This window comes from Paenibacillus sp. ALE3, from assembly GCF_054113405.1.
Genome location: NZ_CM134214.1, coordinates 3,773,183 through 3,792,129 on the forward strand (window position 1 = coordinate 3,773,183; position 18,947 = coordinate 3,792,129).

19 protein-coding genes, 6 tRNA genes and 1 riboswitch are annotated in these 18,947 nt (G+C 46.0%); of the genes, 6 read left to right on the top strand and 19 right to left on the bottom strand.

Features of this window, described 5'->3' with window-relative positions; genetic code table 11:
* Nucleotides 1–18: 18 nt before the first annotated feature.
* The 4 genes from kdpB to ACXHJ2_RS16825 form a co-directional block, all read right to left on the bottom strand.
* Nucleotides 19–2,049: a potassium-transporting ATPase subunit KdpB gene (gene kdpB / locus ACXHJ2_RS16810; protein ID WP_165080559.1), complete on the bottom strand. Its 2,031-nt coding sequence runs from the start codon at nucleotides 2,047–2,049 to the stop codon at nucleotides 19–21.
* 35 nt (nucleotides 2,050–2,084) lie between these two features.
* Entirely contained in the window at nucleotides 2,085–3,761 is a 1,677-nt protein-coding gene (gene kdpA / locus ACXHJ2_RS16815; protein ID WP_165080557.1) for a potassium-transporting ATPase subunit KdpA, read from the bottom strand.
* 145 nt (nucleotides 3,762–3,906) lie between these two features.
* Entirely contained in the window at nucleotides 3,907–3,984 is a 78-nt protein-coding gene (gene kdpF, locus ACXHJ2_RS16820) for a K(+)-transporting ATPase subunit F (protein ID WP_080561203.1), read from the bottom strand.
* Between the two features lie 184 nt (nucleotides 3,985–4,168).
* Entirely contained in the window at nucleotides 4,169–4,564 is a 396-nt protein-coding gene (locus ACXHJ2_RS16825) for a hypothetical protein (protein WP_016820703.1), read from the bottom strand.
* 113 nt (nucleotides 4,565–4,677) lie between these two features.
* A riboswitch (cyclic di-AMP (ydaO/yuaA leader) is annotated at nucleotides 4,678–4,851 on the bottom strand.
* A 464-nt stretch (nucleotides 4,852–5,315) separates the two neighbouring features.
* Here ACXHJ2_RS16825 and ACXHJ2_RS16830 point away from each other — a divergent pair.
* The gene (locus tag ACXHJ2_RS16830) at nucleotides 5,316–5,801 is read left to right on the top strand and encodes a glutathione peroxidase (protein WP_165080555.1); all 486 of its coding nucleotides are present in this window, start codon (nucleotides 5,316–5,318) and stop codon (nucleotides 5,799–5,801) included.
* A gap of 148 nt (nucleotides 5,802–5,949) precedes the next feature.
* Here the strand turns inward: ACXHJ2_RS16830 and ACXHJ2_RS16835 are convergent.
* Nucleotides 5,950–6,032: transfer RNA gene (locus tag ACXHJ2_RS16835), tRNA-Leu, on the bottom strand.
* A gap of 263 nt (nucleotides 6,033–6,295) precedes the next feature.
* Here ACXHJ2_RS16835 and ACXHJ2_RS16840 point away from each other — a divergent pair.
* Nucleotides 6,296–7,033 carry an urease accessory protein UreF gene (locus ACXHJ2_RS16840; RefSeq protein WP_165080553.1) on the top strand — a complete coding sequence of 246 codons (738 nt, stop codon included), beginning with the start codon at nucleotides 6,296–6,298 and terminating at the stop codon, nucleotides 7,031–7,033.
* A gap of 291 nt (nucleotides 7,034–7,324) precedes the next feature.
* Nucleotides 7,325–7,546, top strand: a complete 222-nt coding sequence (locus tag ACXHJ2_RS16845; protein ID WP_013369935.1) for a Rha family transcriptional regulator — start codon at nucleotides 7,325–7,327, stop codon at nucleotides 7,544–7,546.
* A 118-nt stretch (nucleotides 7,547–7,664) separates the two neighbouring features.
* Here the strand turns inward: ACXHJ2_RS16845 and ACXHJ2_RS16850 are convergent, their stop codons facing one another.
* The 6 genes from ACXHJ2_RS16850 to ACXHJ2_RS16875 all read right to left on the bottom strand — a co-directional run bounded on the left by ACXHJ2_RS16850 (nucleotide 7,665) and on the right by ACXHJ2_RS16875 (nucleotide 9,653).
* Entirely contained in the window at nucleotides 7,665–8,048 is a 384-nt protein-coding gene (locus ACXHJ2_RS16850; protein ID WP_165080552.1) for a helix-turn-helix domain-containing protein, read from the bottom strand.
* Between the two features lie 88 nt (nucleotides 8,049–8,136).
* Nucleotides 8,137–8,511: a helix-turn-helix domain-containing protein gene (locus ACXHJ2_RS16855; RefSeq protein WP_013369933.1), complete on the bottom strand. Its 375-nt coding sequence runs from the start codon at nucleotides 8,509–8,511 to the stop codon at nucleotides 8,137–8,139.
* A gap of 190 nt (nucleotides 8,512–8,701) precedes the next feature.
* The gene (locus tag ACXHJ2_RS16860; protein WP_014599548.1) at nucleotides 8,702–9,157 is read right to left on the bottom strand and encodes a MarR family winged helix-turn-helix transcriptional regulator; all 456 of its coding nucleotides are present in this window, start codon (nucleotides 9,155–9,157) and stop codon (nucleotides 8,702–8,704) included.
* Between the two features lie 165 nt (nucleotides 9,158–9,322).
* Nucleotides 9,323–9,405, bottom strand: a tRNA-Leu gene (locus tag ACXHJ2_RS16865).
* Between the two features lie 15 nt (nucleotides 9,406–9,420).
* Nucleotides 9,421–9,496, bottom strand: a tRNA-Lys gene (locus ACXHJ2_RS16870).
* A gap of 85 nt (nucleotides 9,497–9,581) precedes the next feature.
* Nucleotides 9,582–9,653 (bottom strand) — tRNA-Glu (locus ACXHJ2_RS16875).
* Between the two features lie 246 nt (nucleotides 9,654–9,899).
* On the opposite strand from ACXHJ2_RS16875, the gene ACXHJ2_RS16880 reads away from it, so the two are divergent.
* Nucleotides 9,900–10,661, top strand: a complete 762-nt coding sequence (locus ACXHJ2_RS16880) for a DeoR/GlpR family DNA-binding transcription regulator (RefSeq protein ID WP_165080550.1) — start codon at nucleotides 9,900–9,902, stop codon at nucleotides 10,659–10,661.
* Nucleotides 10,662–10,733: 72 nt separating this feature from the next.
* Nucleotides 10,734–11,609 carry a Cof-type HAD-IIB family hydrolase gene (locus ACXHJ2_RS16885; protein ID WP_165080548.1) on the top strand — a complete coding sequence of 292 codons (876 nt, stop codon included), beginning with the start codon at nucleotides 10,734–10,736 and terminating at the stop codon, nucleotides 11,607–11,609.
* A 106-nt stretch (nucleotides 11,610–11,715) separates the two neighbouring features.
* Here the strand turns inward: ACXHJ2_RS16885 and ACXHJ2_RS16890 are convergent.
* From ACXHJ2_RS16890 to ACXHJ2_RS16900, 3 genes are all read right to left on the bottom strand, one after another.
* A tRNA-Ser gene (locus tag ACXHJ2_RS16890) sits at nucleotides 11,716–11,804 on the bottom strand.
* 1 nt (nucleotide 11,805) lies between these two features.
* Nucleotides 11,806–11,881: transfer RNA gene (locus ACXHJ2_RS16895), tRNA-Asn, on the bottom strand.
* 44 nt (nucleotides 11,882–11,925) lie between these two features.
* Nucleotides 11,926–12,450 (bottom strand): SprT family protein, encoded by a 525-nt coding sequence (locus ACXHJ2_RS16900; RefSeq protein WP_165080546.1) that lies wholly within the window; start codon nucleotides 12,448–12,450, stop codon nucleotides 11,926–11,928.
* Nucleotides 12,451–12,593: 143 nt separating this feature from the next.
* Between ACXHJ2_RS16900 and cmpA the strand changes: the two genes are divergently transcribed.
* Nucleotides 12,594–12,728 (top strand): cortex morphogenetic protein CmpA, encoded by a 135-nt coding sequence (cmpA, locus tag ACXHJ2_RS16905; RefSeq protein WP_013369928.1) that lies wholly within the window; start codon nucleotides 12,594–12,596, stop codon nucleotides 12,726–12,728.
* 104 nt (nucleotides 12,729–12,832) lie between these two features.
* Here the strand turns inward: cmpA and ACXHJ2_RS16910 are convergent, their stop codons facing one another.
* The 5 genes from ACXHJ2_RS16910 to ACXHJ2_RS16930 form a co-directional block, all read right to left on the bottom strand.
* Nucleotides 12,833–15,055: a Tex family protein gene (locus ACXHJ2_RS16910; protein ID WP_185156509.1), complete on the bottom strand. Its 2,223-nt coding sequence runs from the start codon at nucleotides 15,053–15,055 to the stop codon at nucleotides 12,833–12,835.
* Between the two features lie 178 nt (nucleotides 15,056–15,233).
* Nucleotides 15,234–15,584, bottom strand: coding sequence for a type II toxin-antitoxin system PemK/MazF family toxin (locus tag ACXHJ2_RS16915; RefSeq protein WP_007429335.1), 351 nt, complete (start codon nucleotides 15,582–15,584; stop codon nucleotides 15,234–15,236).
* 6 nt (nucleotides 15,585–15,590) lie between these two features.
* A complete protein-coding gene (locus ACXHJ2_RS16920) occupies nucleotides 15,591–15,872 on the bottom strand; it encodes a CopG family ribbon-helix-helix protein (protein ID WP_007429334.1) in 282 nt (93 codons plus the stop codon).
* A gap of 293 nt (nucleotides 15,873–16,165) precedes the next feature.
* The gene (alr, locus tag ACXHJ2_RS16925; RefSeq protein ID WP_165080542.1) at nucleotides 16,166–17,362 is read right to left on the bottom strand and encodes an alanine racemase; all 1,197 of its coding nucleotides are present in this window, start codon (nucleotides 17,360–17,362) and stop codon (nucleotides 16,166–16,168) included.
* A 268-nt stretch (nucleotides 17,363–17,630) separates the two neighbouring features.
* Entirely contained in the window at nucleotides 17,631–18,908 is a 1,278-nt protein-coding gene (locus ACXHJ2_RS16930; protein ID WP_165080540.1) for an outer membrane lipoprotein-sorting protein, read from the bottom strand.
* Between the last annotated feature and the right edge of the window lie 39 nt (nucleotides 18,909–18,947).

Below are 18,947 nucleotides of genomic sequence, written 5' to 3' on the forward strand. Positions count from 1 at the left end.
TCGCTCACCCTTTCTGCGCTAAATCCACAAATGTACCAGCAAATCAATGGCCTTAATGCCGACAAACGGTACCACCATACCGCCCAGGCCATAAATCAGTAAATTCCGTCCCAGCAAACGATCCGAGCTCATTGGCTTATACTTCACGCCCTTCATTGCCAGCGGAATCAGAAGTGGAATAATGACTGCATTAAAAATAAGCGCCGATAAAATAGCCGAGAGCGGGGAACCCAGTCCCATGACATTCAGTGCACTCATTTGTGGAATAGCCAGCATGAACATCGCCGGAATGATAGCAAAATATTTAGCAACATCGTTCGCAATACTGAACGTTGTTAATGCCCCGCGTGTCATAAGCAGTTGCTTTCCGATGGCGACCACCTCAATAATTTTGGACGGATCAGAATCCAGGTCCACCATATTAGCAGCTTCCTTGGCCGCGACCGTACCGCTATTCATGGCAAGACCGACATCTGCCTGGGCCAGCGCAGGCGCATCATTGGTTCCGTCTCCAGTCATGGCAACCAGCTTGCCCTGCTCCTGCTCACGGCGGATAACCGCAATTTTGTCCTCCGGCTTGCTTTCTGCTACAAAATCGTCCACACCTGCTTCACGTGCAATTGTAGCAGCGGTCAGCGGATTATCACCGGTACACATAATCGTGCGGATGCCCATTTCCCGAAGCTGATCGAAGCGTTCCTTCATGCCCGGCTTCACCGTATCCTTCAAATAAATAATGCCGTATATCCGATCATCCAGCGCCACCGCTAACGGTGTACCTCCTTCTGCGGCTACCTGATTTGCTTTTTCCTCCAGATCAGCCGGAACACTGCCTTTTTGCGATACAATCCACTGCCGGACAGAGTCCACGGCGCCTTTGCGTACTCTTCGTCCATCGCCGAGATCCAGACCACTCATCCGGGTTTCTGCCTTGAACTCGATAAAGGTCCCACCTGCTGCCAAGGATTCATCCAACGTGTACTCCTGCTTGCGCATCAATTCCAGCACCGAGCGCCCCTCAGGTGTCTCATCCTTTAGTGAACTCATCGCCGCCCATTTCGCTAACTCTGCCTTTTCTACACCATCTACCACCACGAATTCACTCGCCATCCGGTTTCCGAAGGTGATGGTACCCGTTTTATCGAGAATCATCGTGTTGATGTCCCCGGATGCTTCTACCGCCTTGCCTGACATGGCCAGCACGTTAAACTGGGTAACCCGGTCCATACCGGCAATCCCAATAGCCGACAAAAGCCCGCCAATCGTGGTCGGAATCAGACAGACTAGCAACGAAATCAGCACGGGAACAGGCAAATCAATCTTAAAATGACGGGCTATCGGAGCCAGTGTCACCACCACAATTAGAAAAATAATCGTCAAACTAATCAGCAATGTATTCAGCGCAATTTCATTTGGCGTTTTTTGCCGCTGTGCACCTTCCACGAGCGAAATCATTTTATCAATAAACGTCTCACCCGGCTCAGTCGTAATTCGCACCTTAATGCGGTCACTGACCACCCGCGTCCCGCCAGTTACCGAGCAAAAATCACCGCCCGATTCCTTAATGACCGGAGCTGATTCTCCCGTAATCGCAGATTCATCCACCGAAGCCAGGCCTTCAATGACCTCACCATCACTTGGAATCATTTCGCCCTGAGAGACGATTACCACGTCACCTTTACGCAATGCTGTCGAGCTGACTACCTGAATCTCATTTCCGACAAGCTTATTAGCTTGCGAGTCCTGCTTGGATTTTTTCAAGGAAGCAGCTTGTGCCTTCCCCCGTCCCTCCGCGAGCGCTTCGGCAAAGTTAGCAAAAAGCAGCGTGAACAACAGAATAATAAATACAGCCAAGTTAAAGCCCATTTCCTTGCCGACTCCAAAATAACCGGGAAGCAGCAGCATGAGCAACACAACCAATGTACCGATCTCTACGACGAACATGACAGGATTTTTCATCATGATCATCGGATTTAATTTTATAAAGCTATCCTTGACCGCCTGCTTCAAGATGCTTCTATCCAGCATGCGTTTGCGTTCTTCCTTCATGATCAAGCACCCCGTTCATCCATTCTCATTTTTCATCACATGGTCAAAAATTCAGCTACAGGACCCAATACGATCACCGGCAAAAAGGTTAACGCACCAATCAACAGAACAACTCCGATGAGGATGGCTCCAAACAGCTTGTTGTCCGTGCGCAGTGTGCCTATCGTCACCGGGGTCGGGGCTTTGGCATTCAACGAAGCTGCCACAGCCAGCAATGCAATCATGGATACATATCGTCCAAAGAACATAACTGCTCCTGTTGTAACATTCCAGAACACGTTGTTATCTGAAAGACCTTCAAATCCTGAACCGTTATTTGCCGCAGATGATGCATATTCATAGAGAACCTGAGTCAACCCGTGATATCCGGGGTTAGAGACCGCATCGTATCCCCAATGACTCATAAACGCAAGCGCAGTTGGAGCTAGAATAAGAAACGGATGTACCAAAATGGCAATCGCAATCAGCTTCATTTCCTTGCCTTCAATTTTCCTACCCATAAATTCCGGGGTTCTTCCGACCATCAAACCGCATATAAATACCCCAAGAATTGCATACATCAGCATATTCATCAGCCCGACGCCCTTGCCGCCAAAAATGACGTTTAGCATCATTTCTCCCAAAGCAGCCATACCACCTAGCGGGGTCAGTGTATCATGCATATTATTGACCGAACCTGTCGTTGCCGCTGTTGTAACCGCAGTGAATAGTGCCGATTGTCCAATGCCGAAACGAACCTCTTTCCCTTCCATGCTTCCCTGAGATGCATCCATACCCAGTGCCTGGATTAACGGATTACCTGTCTTCTCCGACACATACGTTATGGATAGAAAAATAAGGAACAAGACCATCATCGAGCTAAAAATAATCCAGCCCTGCTTGCGATTACGGGCAAACAATCCAAAAGTATACGGCAGCGAAGCCGGCATTACCCACATTGCTAAAATTTCCAGTACGTTCGTCCAAGGACTTGGATTCTCAAAAGGATGAGCAGAATTAGCTCCCGCAAAACCGCCCCCGTTCGTGCCCAAATGCTTGATGGATTCCAATGAGGCAATGGGTCCCATAGCAATCTGCTGCTGTGTACCGCTTAAAGTCGTAATATCCGCCGTGGACTGTAGCGTCTGTGGTACTTTTAGTCCCACCAGCACCAGCGTAAGTACAAAGGCAAGCGGCAGAAAAATCCGTATGTTGGCTTTAATAAAATCTTGAAAAAAATTACCCATTCCTTCACCGCGCCGCGTCAGTCCCCTCATAAAAGCCGCAGCAACCGAAAACCCCGAAGCAGCCGAAGTAAACATCATCATCGTGACGAACGCCATCTGTGTCAGATACGTAAGCCCGCTTTCTCCGCTATAATGTTGGAGATTCGTATTGGTCATAAAGCTGATTACCGTATTAAAGGCCAATGATGCTTCCATATTACTGTTTCCAACCGGATTGCCTGGGAGTATAGCCTGCAAGCGCAATAGCAGGTAGCTGATCCCCACAAGCACCACATTGGTTGCAATGAAACTCATAGCATACGTGGTCCAACGCATGCTGTCCTGTTTCTTCAAGCCTACAACCTTATAAATCAGCTTTTCCGTTTCACCAAAAATCCGATCCGTCCGATTCGGTTCATTCGAGAATACGTGATACATATAGGTGCCCACCGGCTTTACCAAGAGCAGCAATATGACGATCACAACTCCAATTTGCAGTAGCTCCATCCTCTATTCCTCCTTATAATGCTCCTGCATTTGGAACAACAGACCTGATTCAGAACATCCAATGAGTGCACACGTTTGCGAAAATCTACACCTCTGATGCTTCATTCTTGATCTGCTGTTCCCGCCTGCTCGATCCTATAGTTGACTAGAACTTTTCAGGATTCAGGAGTGCGTAGATTAAATACACGAACACAATAGCCGTGAGTCCTAGCACAACAATCATCCTCTTCGGCCTCCTTTTGAGGTCTGCGCATCACACCAGCGTACAAACAGCAGTATCACTCCATAACTCACAGCCATTATGAGCAGCATGTATAAATCCATCATGTTCATACCCTCCGTATCGCTCTTCAGATCGTCATTTCCGATTCCATCATAAAATCATAAACCAGCTATGTTATAAGTGCTTATCCGTTCAGCAGGAAACCCACCTCTCCGTTCAATGTGTAGATCACATGGTCCGCTCCCAATCCCCGATAAATTCCTTGTGGATTACAGCCGTGCGTAATAACATAGATCAATTCTGATGTTAGTGGCCGACATATTTGCAGGAAACGGCAAGTCAGATTCAAGCTGTTTTCGAACAAATACACACTACCAATTTCTTTTTTAGGAAAATTCCATTTTCCCGCTTGCATCGTATTGATGCGCACAATGTGCTCCACACCCATTTTTTTGAGCTGTCGTTCCTCCTGAGTGCTATTTGTGAGAACTGCAAACGCCAATTTTTTAAACATAAGCAATTTCACAAAACTTCTGCCCGCTTCATTCGGTGCAGTGACAATAATTAACCGACCTTCCATCAGTAGCTCCTCTCCCGGTATAAAAAGACAACAAAAAGAAGCCGAAGGAAAAAGGCTTCCTCCGGCTTCATACATTCCATGATAAAATAAACCATGGCTGCACACGGCGGTTTGTTGCCTCTCCCTGTACGCTTACGAGGTTAGCTGTCGGATTCGGACGTGAGAGTCGCCCTATTTACGGCACTTGGCCGGAAAATTCACCCCATGAGACACACACGGCTTGCAAAACCGTACATACTCGTTGGTTCCCCCGCTTTTGCAACTGCAAAATTCAGCGCTTTAGACAATTCGTTGTTGCTTCATTGGTGTTAATTTGAAATTACGTCTTGAATCATACACCCGTGCAAGGAAGACTGTAAAGCTCAACGGCGGGGCTATAAATCACCCTTTTGAGCATAGGAGATTAAGAATAACGCTTACAAGGCATCTATGCTTCTCGTATCTCTTTAAAACTCTGTATTTCACCCCTTTTTGAAAATGAAAGGCATGTCAATATTAGCGTAGGGTATGGCTTAGTTACTCCTTATTTGCAAAAAAGAAAGAAAATACGCTATATGTGCCAGATAATTACCGATTGAACCCGTTTTTATGAGAAGAAACACCTCAATTAGCTCCATTTGAAGTGCGATTTACCGTTTTGAACAAAAGACGATTTTACAATGGTCCAATGCCCGTATACTCTTCTGGACTTGCAACCCCTTGTTGAGTTGCTTACAATTTAATTGCAGAATATTGAATGAGGAGGGATATCTTGACCGTATATAAATATGATGCACAGACCCTACAAGGGGTACAAATTCCGTTATCCACATACGAAGGGAAAGTTCTACTTATCGTGAATACTGCCAGCAAATGTGGGTTAACCCCCCAGTACAAGGCGCTACAAGAGCTATATGACCAGTATCATGAACAGGGGCTCGAAATTTTGGGATTTCCCAGCAACCAGTTCGCCAAACAAGAGCCGGGCTCCAGCGAGGAGATCTCTGAGTTTTGCCAAATCAATTACGGTGTGACCTTCCCCATGTTCGCCAAGACAGATGTCAACGGTGATCAGGCACATCCTCTATTTCGCTACCTGACCCACACTGCTCCGGGAGTATTAGGCTCCAAAGCGATCAAATGGAATTTCACTAAATTCTTAATTACACGAGAAGGTAACGTATTTAAGCGTTATGCGCCGCAAACCACTCCAGATAAGCTTATAGGAGATATAGAGAAGCTTTTGCGGAAAAACTGACATCTTTCTTCATTAAAGTTAACGAGCGGTCCGCTGTCCATATGACCGCTTCTGTAACAGAATGATATAACGAAAAATATTTAACAAAAAAAGCACCCCTTCACGTAAAACGTGTCAGGATGCTTTTTCAACTGGGTATTACACATAATGCGGTCGAGAGGACTCGAACCTCCACGGGCGTACGCCCACTACCCCCTCAAGATAGCGTGTCTGCCATTCCACCACGACCGCATGTCATAATGTATTGAGGCAACAGATTTATTATACTCTCTCAGCAACAATTTGTAAACAATAATATTATAATTATTTTTAGTGTAACTTTATATAACATATATAAGCAATAAAATTATTTAATTTGACATGAAAGAGCTCAAAGTGTAAATATATACTACATAAATAATCGAACTATTATTATATAAATAAGATTAGAGTCAAATAAACTGACACAAATATTCACCTAAAGGAGGCGAACCATCCTGCATAAAGGTAACCGATTGCTAAACTACGCATTGTTGTTGGACCCTTCCCTACCCATTGGTGGTTTTACCCGTTTCTACGGACTGGATGAACGTTTCCGTAACGGAAACTTGAACAGTCTACAGGATCTGAAACATTTTATGCGAGACGATTGGTATCCTCAAATTACATCCCTTGACGGCATGGCCATCAAAAGTCTGTATTCAGCCATCCAGCAGAATGACGGTTGGCGGATCGCCCTTATTGATAAAATGCTGTACACCCAACATCCTTCCTCGCAGTATGTGAAAAAATCGCGACTTTCTGGCCAGCGTCTGCTCAAGCTCACCAAGGCTCTTTATCCTTGGCTTGCATTTGACCAACTGGAAGACACACTCACTCAATACAATGCAATTGGCACACTCGCTACTGTCCACACTTGGATTAACTTCCTTCTTGGAACCGATATAGAACAGACCATTCACGGCTATTTTGCCACAGCGGTATCCTTCTGTATCGAAGATGCCTTCAGACTGCTCAATCCTCCTTACGAGGAAAAGAATCCTCTTATCGATCACATGACCAGCGAGTTGCTCACCACCTGGAAGAAATTTAACGAACCTACGCCAAGCTTATTTCAGTCTCACCTTTTCCATAGCCATCAGACCAGTTCCTACATCACTCAGCCACCCTATATGAGCCATAGTAGCCAATTGAGTGCATCCAGGCCCTTTTCCTCCTCCATCCTATTCAAACGCCTTCCAGCCTCCCTCTGATGCGTCGTTTTACCAGTCTAGCAGTCACATTAAAAATACTCTGCCCTTTTCTCAAGCGGCAGAGTATTTTTAATTCATGTATCCAAATTCATACCACTCACAGACTATAGTCGGATTATTTTCACTTTTTGCACTTAATTAAGTAATTATTTTAATAAAATAACGCATTTAAGATTGTATAAACACGTATAAAAGTGTATCATAGTTTTAGATGGTTAATTCTAACATGTTTACTGATGATTATTATATCACACCAATTATTCTGCAAGAATCCGTAAGGGGCGATTTCTCTTGAACAACAAAATGCCTGTCACCTCCTTCGGGTGGGCCATCAAACAAAGGCTTGTCGAGCTTCGACTGGATCAGAAAACATTTTGCGAGACACACAATATTCCACCTTCACGCTTGTCCAATCTGATTCACGGCACCCGTAAAGCACAAAGGTACAGAAAACAAGTTGCTGCAATTCTGAATATCGACGATAACGATTATAAGGAGGCGACACCACACTAAACCCAACAAGCATTCCAGCATCCGACGCGCCGCCATATTATCAGGAAATCAAATAAACCCGTAAACCGAACCCCTCAGTCCGTTTTACGGGTTATCCACCCAGGCGCTTAGCCATAGATTATTCAAGTTTCGCTTTGTCCTTCTCCCTTTTTTGCTTACGGTATTTCACAAATTCAACATATTCTAAAATAAAGTTCTGTTCTTCTGTTTCAAGATCTTCAGCCTGGCAATTCAATGGCCCCATCACCCCAAAAAAATAAGCAGCCTTCTGCTCCTGAAGCACGCCTTCCCCCGGCTTAATTCCTTTCATCAACCAGTCGAGCGATACATTAAAAAAGTCCGAAATCTGAATCAAATGGGCGGTACCTGGCGTTGTTTTTCCTCTTCTCCAATCACCGAGATTCCCTGAGCTGATTTTAAGCTTTTCACAAAATGCCTTTTTGGTCATTCCCCGATCCTTAATTAAAGCTTCAATCCGCTGATAAATAGTTTGATCTCCCAAAACGTTTCCCCTCCGAAACTGTAGCTTTTTTCTAATTATTTTTCAATTGTACACATTAGGACATCCTTATCAAACCTCACAGCAAACATTAATCAGTAGTTGAATTATGCTGGTTTTTCTCTTTACGAAAACGGGTAAATTCAATATACTCAAGTATAAAATCTCTTTCCGCCTCACTTAGCGATTCCCCCTGGCAATTCAGTTGCCCTGAAGCTCCAAAAAAATAAGGGTCCTGCGACTCCTTTAGTACTTTACTCTGCACATCTCGACCCAGCATAATCCAATCCAGACTAGCATTAAAAAACGAAGCGATTTCAATGAGTTTATTCGTGCCCGGTGTCGTTTTTCCTCTTTTCCAATCTCCAAAGTTTCCTGTACTAATGCCCAACTGCTGGCAAAACGCCTTTTTCGTCATACCTCGTTCCTTAATGAGCTCCTCAATGCGTTGGTAAATAGATTGCATAGAAGTTCCTTCCTCCCTAGCAGGCTCTCCAAATAACGATATCATGTACCCTGTTCCCATTTCAAAGATCACGTATGCTAAAATTACCGAATTATGTATGTTGGTTTTCATTATACCACAATATGCAACAAAAACCGCCTGTTTTCCGAAGAAAGGGCGGTCTTTAAGTCAGTTCGCTTACGCCAATCAATCACGTAGCAGAGTTGTCGATTTTAAGTAAAATCTGCTTCAATTCGTTCAACGTTTCACTCAAGTGCAATAATTCTTCTTCCGGCAGATACACCAGTCTCTCTTGAATTTTATTAGAGAAGGTATGAAATACCTGTTCACAAAAAGCATCGCCTTCTTCTGTAATGGCTACGTTCACGACTCTACGATCCGAGTCACACGATTGGCGGTCAGCCAACCCATGCTCCACCAGCTTATCCAGAAGAGGAGTCATATTCGGGCGTGAGACATTAAGTTGTTTGGACAAATCGGATACTGTAGACGAACGCACTTCACGCAGAAGCATGAGCACCTGAAAGTTATTAGGCGACAAATGCAATGGAAAATCAAGCGGACCGTAGGTGAAAAATTTCTTCTTCACAATCGGAAACAAGCCCAAAATATTTTCTGATATATTTCCTAACAGTTGAGTGTCCATATTTTTCACCGTCACTTCATAAGTTTATATATTTATTATTCTATAACATTATGGCGTCATATTATACTATGGAATCATTATTTCATCATAATCATTGTTTAATTGCATCAATGCACAAATAAAAAAAGCCTCTAACGCGAGAGACTTTTCCGTTTATTCCATTGATGCGGTCGAGAGGACTCGAACCTCCACGAGCGTACGCTCACTACCCCCTCAAGATAGCGTGTCTGCCATTCCACCACGACCGCATAACAAAATATATATGGTGAGCCATGAAGGACTCGAACCTTCGACACCCTGATTAAAAGTCAGGTGCTCTACCAACTGAGCTAATGGCTCATGCTTTCATCCAAGCTGTCCGCCATTAGACCAGACCTCAGGAATTCCCCTTAAGCATGCAACATGTAGTCTATAAAGACAACAATGACCCGTAGGGGATTCGAACCCCTGTTACCTCCGTGAAAGGGAGGTGTCTTAACCCCTTGACCAACGGGCCTTATTAATGTACACCAACTTGGCGACAAGAAAGAGTATATCAAATAGAATTGTAAATGGCAATACTTATTTTTAAAAATTTTAAAAAAGCTATTTTATATATTTATAAAATGCATGTTCACTTACATTAACTTATATATGATCATTTAACCCCTGAAAAATCATGATAAATGATTGCAATATCACTTACAATTACTTATAATCACTTACGAGATACCGAAATGATTATATATCAGAGGAGCTTTCTATGTATCAGGAAGAACGAATGTTAAAAATCGTCGATTACTTACAGCTTCACAAGCGTATTTCGGTGGATGATATTTGTGAAATTTTTAATGTTTCACGGGATACGGCCCGTCGAGACCTGGTAAAACTTGAAGAGCATCAAAAAATTATTCGCACCCGCGGCGGCGCCCTACTCCCTAAACTGCATCACGATCCAATTGGAAATTATAACGAAAGACTGCTTACCGTATCTGAGGAGAAACAAGTGATCGGACAATTGGCTGCCAACATGGTACGGGACAGGGATCGTATTATATTAGATTCCTCTACCACCGTACAGGCGTGTGCAGAAAGGCTGAATGTGCAGGAATGTTCGGTTATCACCAATTCAATTAATCAGGCTGACGTACTATCTGGAAAAGACGGTGTCTCCATTCATCTGTTGGGAGGCCGCCTGCAAAAAGAACACCGATATGTATACGGCTCGTCCGTAATCGCCACTTTGTCTCACTATTTTGTAGACAAAGCTTTTATCGGGATTGGTGGTATATCAGCTCACGGACTAAGCCTGATTCATGAAGAAGACGGTATGCTGAAGCATCAGATGATGAAACAGGCGGATCAGGTGATCATCCTTGCGGACCATTCGAAATTCGGAATCAATTTCCCGTATCGTTTTGCTGATTTGTCTGAGGTTAATATCGTGATCACCGATCGCTTGCCAGAATCAGCGATGCTGGAAATTTTGCAACACCATGATATCGAAGTTGTTGTCCCCTCATAAATTTGAAGCCAATCGCTCTAACTAGACGCAATATGTATAACAGAGATATCAGAAGACAGGAGCTGGAGAGAAATGAAACTGTTTGCGATTGATATGGATGGAACGCTATTGAACGAGGAAGGAAAAATAAGCAAAGCCAACGCAGAGGCAATCCGCAAGACACAGCAGCAAGGTGTTCAAGTGACAATTGCCACTGGCAGAGCCGCTTATGATGCCTGGACAAAGTTAGAGGAAGCAGAGCTGGTTACTCCTGTCATTGGAGCAAACGGCGCCACTGTACACGATGCGCATCGTCGCCAGTTAACCTCTACTCCTATGGGCCGGAGCGAAACATTTGAAGTGCTGAGCTGGCTCGAGGGTAACGACTTCTACTATGAGGTCATGACAGACCGGGCCATTTATTCTCCACAAAAGGGACATCAGCTACTTGCTGTTGAAATGGACCGCTTGCTGAGCGCCAACCCAGATATTTCACTGGATACTTTATTACATGCAGCTGAAAAGCAATATGAACAGACCGGGCATACCCGCATCGCTTCATATGAGCAGATTCCACTGGATGTAGAGATATATAATGTGCTCTGTTTCTCCTTTGATCAAGCCAAATTGGAATGGGGGCGTGAACGTTACCGAGATTTTCAAGGTCTGAACATGGTCATTTCCTCAGATCGTAACTTTGAAGTCGAGCATAAGGATGCGTCTAAAGGTAATGCATTGCGTTATCTCGCGAATCATCTGAGCATCCCCATGCAGGAAGCGGTAGCGATCGGAGACAGCTATAACGATATTTCCATGCTGACGATGGCTGGGAGAGGTATCGCCATGGGCAATGCAAAAGACGATATAAAGGCAGTCTGCTCCGACGTTACCCTGACCAATGTGGAAGATGGCGTTGCTCATGCTCTGTTGAACTTACTCAAAACCGTCAAGGCTGACACTGTGAAATAGAAGGGATTGGCTGCTACGTTACTTAAAAAGCAGATCTAAACGAAAAGGACGCTCGCAAGCATCATTACCATGCATACGAGCGTCCTTATTCTACTTAAAATACCAACGGAGAGAGAGGGATTCGAACCCTCGCACCGCTTACGCAGTCTAACCCCTTAGCAGAGGGTCCCCTTATAGCCACTTGGGTATCTCTCCATGGCTCCCCGAACAGGACTCGAACCTGTGACAACTCGATTAACAGTCGAGTGCTCTACCAACTGAGCTATCAGGGAACATTACTGTAAATTATCATACAGTATGGTTAATTTACCATGAATCAGGGGGTTACGTCAAGTGTCAACAAGCGAAGTTTACCTCCACATTTTCCACAGCGATATCGCTGTGGGTTCATTTTACGCTTGCGCATATACTCCTGTTGACAGGAAACACACACCAGCTTGTAACGATAAGGCTGAGGTTTTCTTCCCACTCTTCCCGGCAGAGTCTGACAATGCCTGCTCCCTCCTACACGGGCCAGCCATGCTTTGAAATCAGCATCACGATGCTGATAGCCCATTCCGCGCAGATGTAGATGATAATGGCACAGCTCATGCTTTATTATTTTTTCCACTTCAGAGCGTCCATAAGCGGCGAGTTGATGTGGATTAATTTCAATATGATGACTTTTCATAAAATATCGACCGCCTGTAGAAGACAGGCGCGAGTTAAAGGTGGCTTGATGCTGAAACGGCACGCCAAAGCTCTCCAGCGAGATGCGCTCTACCCATTCTTGAAGTTCTTTATTACTCATGGAAGGGTTCATGGAAGGGTTCATTGAATTGCTCAGAGACTCGGACTCCATCTTTATGGTTTCCCTCCTTTGCTCCATACTGACAAGCATATTATAAAATAACGGCCGAAGTCTAACGCTGGTTCATTAAGCACACTTTAGGTATCCACCCCATATGCTAAACATACAGATGTAACGCAGAGGAGGAGATCGGCTTGCCTCAATGGCTTAGTAACCAGCTCATGCGGGCCTTTTACAAGAAGGACCGACGCCAAATTAGACTGTTGAATGATTGTTGGTTTTTTTATCATAAAGCACCTGGTATAGAATTTGATGCCAACAACGGATAGAATCAGAAACATCCAGAAATGGAAAACCGGAGTCTCCGATATGATTCGGAGATTCCGGCTTTTTTTATACCCTCACAAAATGTCATATAGCTTTATTTATAGCACTATGCCTGTGACTGCGCATCTGCGGGAGGTTTCATGGTCAGACCTACCCTGCCTTTTTTCAAATCAACATTCAACACCCACACTGTTACGTTATCACCAACAGATACAATATCCATTGGATGCTTAACAAAACCACTGCGCAGCTGTGAAATATGAACCAACCCATCACTTTTAATACCGATATCAACAAATGCACCGAAATCAATGACATTGCGGACAGTTCCTTGAAGTTCCATACCCGGTGCCAGATCCTCGATCTTCAACACATCCTTGCGGAATACAGGCAATGGCAGCTCGTCACGCGGGTCACGCCCCGGCCGCTGAAGGCTGTCCAAAATATCCCGCAATGTTGGCACACCAACTTCCAGCTTCGCTGCCAACTGCTCAATATTAGACACATTCAGCGCTTCTGTCGCAGCTTTCGAACCCAGATCATGGGCACTGATGCCCAGTTCCGCCAGCAGGCGGTCTACGACAGCATACGATTCAGGGTGGATCGGCGTGCGATCCAGTGGATTTTCGCCACCTGGTATACGGATAAAACCAATGGATTGCTCGTAGGTTTTTGCACCAAGACGCGGCACCTTCTGCAACTGACGACGGTTGCTGAATTTACCGTTTTCCTCACGGTACTTAACGATGTTCTTAGCAATGGTCGCGTTGATCCCTGCTACGTAGGACAGCAGCGCCGAGGAGGCTGTGTTCACATCCACACCAACGTGGTTAACAGCCGATTCTACAACGTCCTTCAAACTTTCATCCAGATGTTTCTGCGACACATCATGCTGGTATTGGCCTACACCAATGGCTTTCGGCTCAATTTTGACAAGCTCAGCCAGCGGGTCCTGCACACGACGCGCAATAGACGCCGCACTGCGCTCAGCTACGTCCAAATCAGGGAATTCTTCCTGTGCCAGCTTGGAGGCAGAGTATACGCTCGCACCTGCCTCATTGACGATCAGATACGCGAGGCTGCTGTCACCAATATCCGCGATAACTTCGGCTACGAATTGCTCTGTCTCACGTGATGCAGTTCCGTTACCAATGACAATCAACTCGATATCGTATTTGGCAATCAGCTGTTTGAACGTTTCTGCAGCCTCACGTTTCTTGTTGTTTGGCGGTGTCGGATACGTCACAGCCACTTCCAGCAGCTTGCCTGTGTCATCGACAACCGCCAGCTTGCAACCTGTCCGATAGGCTGGATCGACTCCAAGCACACGACGCCCCTTAATCGGAGCTTGGAGCAACAGGCTGCGCAAATTGCCTGCAAAGATAGAGATGGCCTGCTGCTCGCCCTTCTCCGTCATTTCAGCGCGCACTTCACGTTCGATAGATGGCGCGATAAGCCTTTTATACGCATCCTCAATGACACTGCGTAGCAGGTTCTCTACAACAGACGATCCTTTAATCACTTGACCTGCTACATAATTGTAAATGGAATCTGGCGCTACCTCCAAACCAACCTTAAGAATGCCTTCCCGCTCCCCGCGATTAATCGCCAGAATACGGTGAGGTGGCATTTTCTTAGCCAGCTCACGATAGCTGTAGTAATTTTCATACACAGACTCTTGCTCGGTATCCTTTGCTTCAGAGGTCAACATTCCATGATCCAGTGTATATCGGCGCACCCATTGGCGAATAGCCGCATCATCAGCTATATTTTCGGCCAAAATATCCATGGCTCCTTGGATGGCAGACTCAGGGGTTTCGACTCCCAGCTCAGCATTCACATAGGATTCAGCTTCTTTCAAAGCATCACCCTGCTTCGGCTGACCCCAAATCCAGATGGACAGCGGCTCCAACCCCCGTTCCTTTGCCACACTGGCGCGAGTCTTGCGCTTTTGCCGATATGGACGGTACAAATCCTCCACTTCCTGAAGCTTAACCGCAGAAGTGATAGCAGCCTGCAGCTCTTCAGTCAGCTTGCCCTGTTCATCAATAATGCGGATGACCTCTACCTTACGATCCTCCAGATTACGTAAATACAGCACACGATCTTCAATTTCACGCAGCTGATTTTCATCCAGCTCCCCTGTCATTTCCTTACGATAACGCGCGATAAAAGGAATGGTATTTCCTTCATCCAATAAACTGATCGTTGTCCGGATTTGCTTGAGTGCCAGCGACAGCTCTCTCGCCACTTGTTTGACAATCCGTTCTTGGCGTTCTGCTTCGTTCGGCTCCTGCCCAATTTCCGTCTTCATTTCCTCGTTAGACAAACCTATCCCTTCTTCCTCACAGCTCTTGTCATACATCATGTCTTTTATTATCACAAAAAATGATTCAAAGCGCCAGCAGGTGACGTAAAAGCAAGCCCTACCTGTACTTTTCTTCGGACATGCAAAAGGACAGCGCTAGAGCGCTGTCCTTTCCCGTTTCACTCGTCGTTCCATCATACTAAAAATCAATCAAACCGAGACTGATCTGTAGCGAGTCGCTCACTTTGCGCATGGTTTCTTCATCCAAATGGGTGATTTTGTCGGTAAGCCTTTGCTTGTCGATTGTCCGGATTTGCTCCAGAAGAACAACAGAATCACGATCAAAGCCATGCGTCGCCGCGTCGATTTCCACGTGTGTAGGCAGCTTTGCCTTCTGAATCTGTGCAGTGATGGCTGCTACGATCACGGTAGGGCTAAACCGGTTGCCGATATCATTTTGAATAATCAGCACAGGTCTGACGCCACCTTGCTCGGAACCGACTACGGGTGAAAGGTCTGCAAAAAAAACGTCGCCGCGCTTTACGATCAATATGGATTACACCCCGCTAACTGTACGGCCCAAGGTGCTGTTTGCATCTTCCTCCGCGTGAAAGGCTTCGGATGCCATGGTCAGGTTAATTTTAGCCATTTCCATGTATCCACGCTGCATAGCTTCACGAATGTAACGTTTTTTACGTTCACCTACATAAAGCTTCATTGCCTGCCTGATAAATTCACTGCGGTTGGAATTTTCCATAGCTACGATCCCGTCCACTTCCTGCAAGAGATGATCTGGCAAACTGATCATTATTCTTTTGGTGTTCTGCAAATTGGCCAACTTCTCTTCCACCCCCAAAACCTTGTCGCCATTGTACCATTATAACGTTATTCCCGGTAATTTATTCAAACGGAATATAAGAGAATGTATATGATATTCGTATATCATCTATGCTGCATTCCATTATAAACTACGCAGTTCGTTTTCGTACAGGCGTTTGATCCCCGAAATACAAGTGTCAGCGGAGCCTAATGCGTCTTTTGACAGTTATAGCGCTCTTTTCTTTCCTTTGTACATATTTCGGGACGTTCTACGAAAACTCCTGCTTTTATCCGGTAATTTGCGTTATGAAATTAATTCCAGTGGGTTGGAAGAAGCGAGTTCACCCGAACGACAGGAACATGATCTCGCATGTAAACACGCGGTACCCTGTCTGCGATCATGCAGATCACCTCATAGTGGATCGTACCAAGCTTGGATGCCAGCTCATCCGCCGCAATGATTTCGCCGGACTGCTGGCCGATGAGAACAACCTCTTCGCCGGTTTGGATTTCTTCCGCATCCTCTGCGAAAGATTGTAAGGATACCATACACTGGTCCATGCAGATCGTACCGAGTACAGGGACGCGACGACCGCGTATCAACACTTCAACCTTCCCACTTAGCATGCGAGAATATCCATCCGCATAACCGATTGGCAGTGTGCCGATCCGCTCTTCACTAGAGGTCACATACCGGGTACCATAACTAACTCCCCATCCAGGAGGAAGCGTCTTGGTATAAACCACCGCCGTCTTTAATGACAATACAGGCAACAGTTCAATGACTTGCCGGTTAACCTCATCAGACGGATACAAACCGTATATACTGATGCCAATCCGCACCATATTGGGGGAAAGGGAAGGGGTATCAATGGTGGCCGCGCTGTTGCCCGTATGTATAATGGGAATAGTAATACCTTGTTCCCTTAGCGCATCCGCCACGCCCCGAAACCGATCATATTGTAGCAGTGTATAGCTTTTATCTTCTTCATCCGCGCGGGCAAAATGGGTGTACATGCCTTCCAACAGCACCTGCTCTAATTCGTGAGCCTGGCGGACAAAAGCCAAAGCCGCTTCTCCAGGCAGCAGACCGAGTCTTCCCATGCCGCTGTCTATTTTGATGTGCACCTTCAGCTTGCGTTCGCTTCCTTGGCGGTCCAGTCTGCGGATACCCTCCAGCACTTCCTCACTAAACACAGTCAATGAGATATCATGCTCCCAAGCCGTTTGGACAGCTTCAGGCGAGGTATAGCCGAGTACTAGGATCGGCAGTCCAACCCCCGCATGACGAAGCTCCAGAGCCTCATCCAGAAAAGCGACGCTCAAATAATCTGCACCAAGGCGTTCCATTTCCTTTGAAATTTCCACGGCACCATGTCCGTAGGCATTAGCCTTGACACAGACCAGCATCAGCTTATCCGCAGGCAATGCCTTGCGAAAGGCTTCATAGTTGGCGCCAAGGTGATCCAGGTTGATTTCGGCCCGGGTCGATCTGTATTGTGCTTGCAAAATCCAGTCACCTTCTTCAATTGTTAGCCTGTAACGTAACCTTTTACCATTTGGAGTGTAGCAAAATCCTTGCTTCCAAAGGTTAATGGTAATGTTCAGAGACGTGGCTGTCAATGGCAGGGGGACTTTGCCAGCCTCCTCTACCATCTTTACAATAGAACAGGATATACAAGCGATGCACATCTTAGACTGCGAATGAACAAAAGACGGATACGGGCGGCAGCAGAGCTTTTTACACTCTAGACCGTCTGCATCCGTCTATAAAATTTTATTTACCCGATTGATCCTGTATAGAAGCGGCAATTTGTATCATTTCGCTCACAGGCAGGTCAGCACTGGTGATTCTGAACTCTATTCCATCATTCATCCAGGTCATCGTCTGTTGTTCGCTTCCTGTCAGCACGGCAAAGCTCCCTCCAATATCAACCAGTTCGCCTGCGGAAAGTGCGACCGCCCGATCTTTTGGACGCGCCTCCACAATGGTATAGTTATACGTTCCGCTATACCGCAACATCACTGCATGTGTACCATTATCCTCCAGCTCCGGCGTATCCTTAATCTGTACTCCGGCTGGCGTGTAGGACGGTTCAATCAAGCCGAATTCACCCAATACAGCTTCTGCGGCATCCGTTCCTGCTGACGTTCCGGTTGCAGCATCCGCTGTGCTCGGTGTTTGTTGCTGCGCCTCTGCGTTAGCTGCTGCTTCCGGCTTGGACGTATCGCCTGTGACAGCTCCGTCGCTCTTCGCTTCACCAGACGGTTGCTGAACATCGTTTCCTACGGTTCCCTGCTCTTGTCCAGATCCACTGGATGTCACGCCAGTCGTCCCTTCTAACGTACCGGAAGAATCGGGCAGACCGCTGGAATCGACTGCCCCTGAAGATGGCGATTCCTCGCTACCAGCACTCGTTTTTCCGGAAGCCATATTCCGCTCCATATCAAAGGAATCTTTGTCAAACTTCGTATCAAAAGCGAATTGATCGAATTTCAGATCAACAACCACCTTGGCATTCGCATCAGATACCTGTACCTGGGTAGGGGCATAGTTGTTTTTGGATAGCCAAATCTTTTGCCTTACCAGCGCATGGCTGTTGTAGTTCGCAGCCACATCAAACACATAGGATTTATCATCGGTAGCCAGCTGACGGGAGGCATCACCGATAATGCTGCGAACCAGCGTTTCATATAAATATACCTGACCCTGATTGTTTGGCCAGTCGCTTTTGAAACGGAAACTCTTGTTCAGGCTGGGGGTCAGTACAAATACACCCTCATCATTACGAAGCACAATTTGCGTAACATCCTTTTTCTCGTTCGTCATGGCAATGCGGTAATAGGACGGCTTGCGGTAGGAAATATCGACCTTGTATTCCTGCGGCGTGTCGCCGGTATGCAGCGTCATCAAAGCTGTACCGTGGTAGCTGTTCAGGTCGCTCACCACGTCACTCAAATCTTTAACCACATCGTCTGCGCTCTTCTTGCCGCACCCGGCCAGCAGCAACGTTACACACATGACCATGGCAAGCATCCATGAAATCCGGCGCATGTCATCAACCCCTTCAGCACATGTTTTAAATGAATTAGT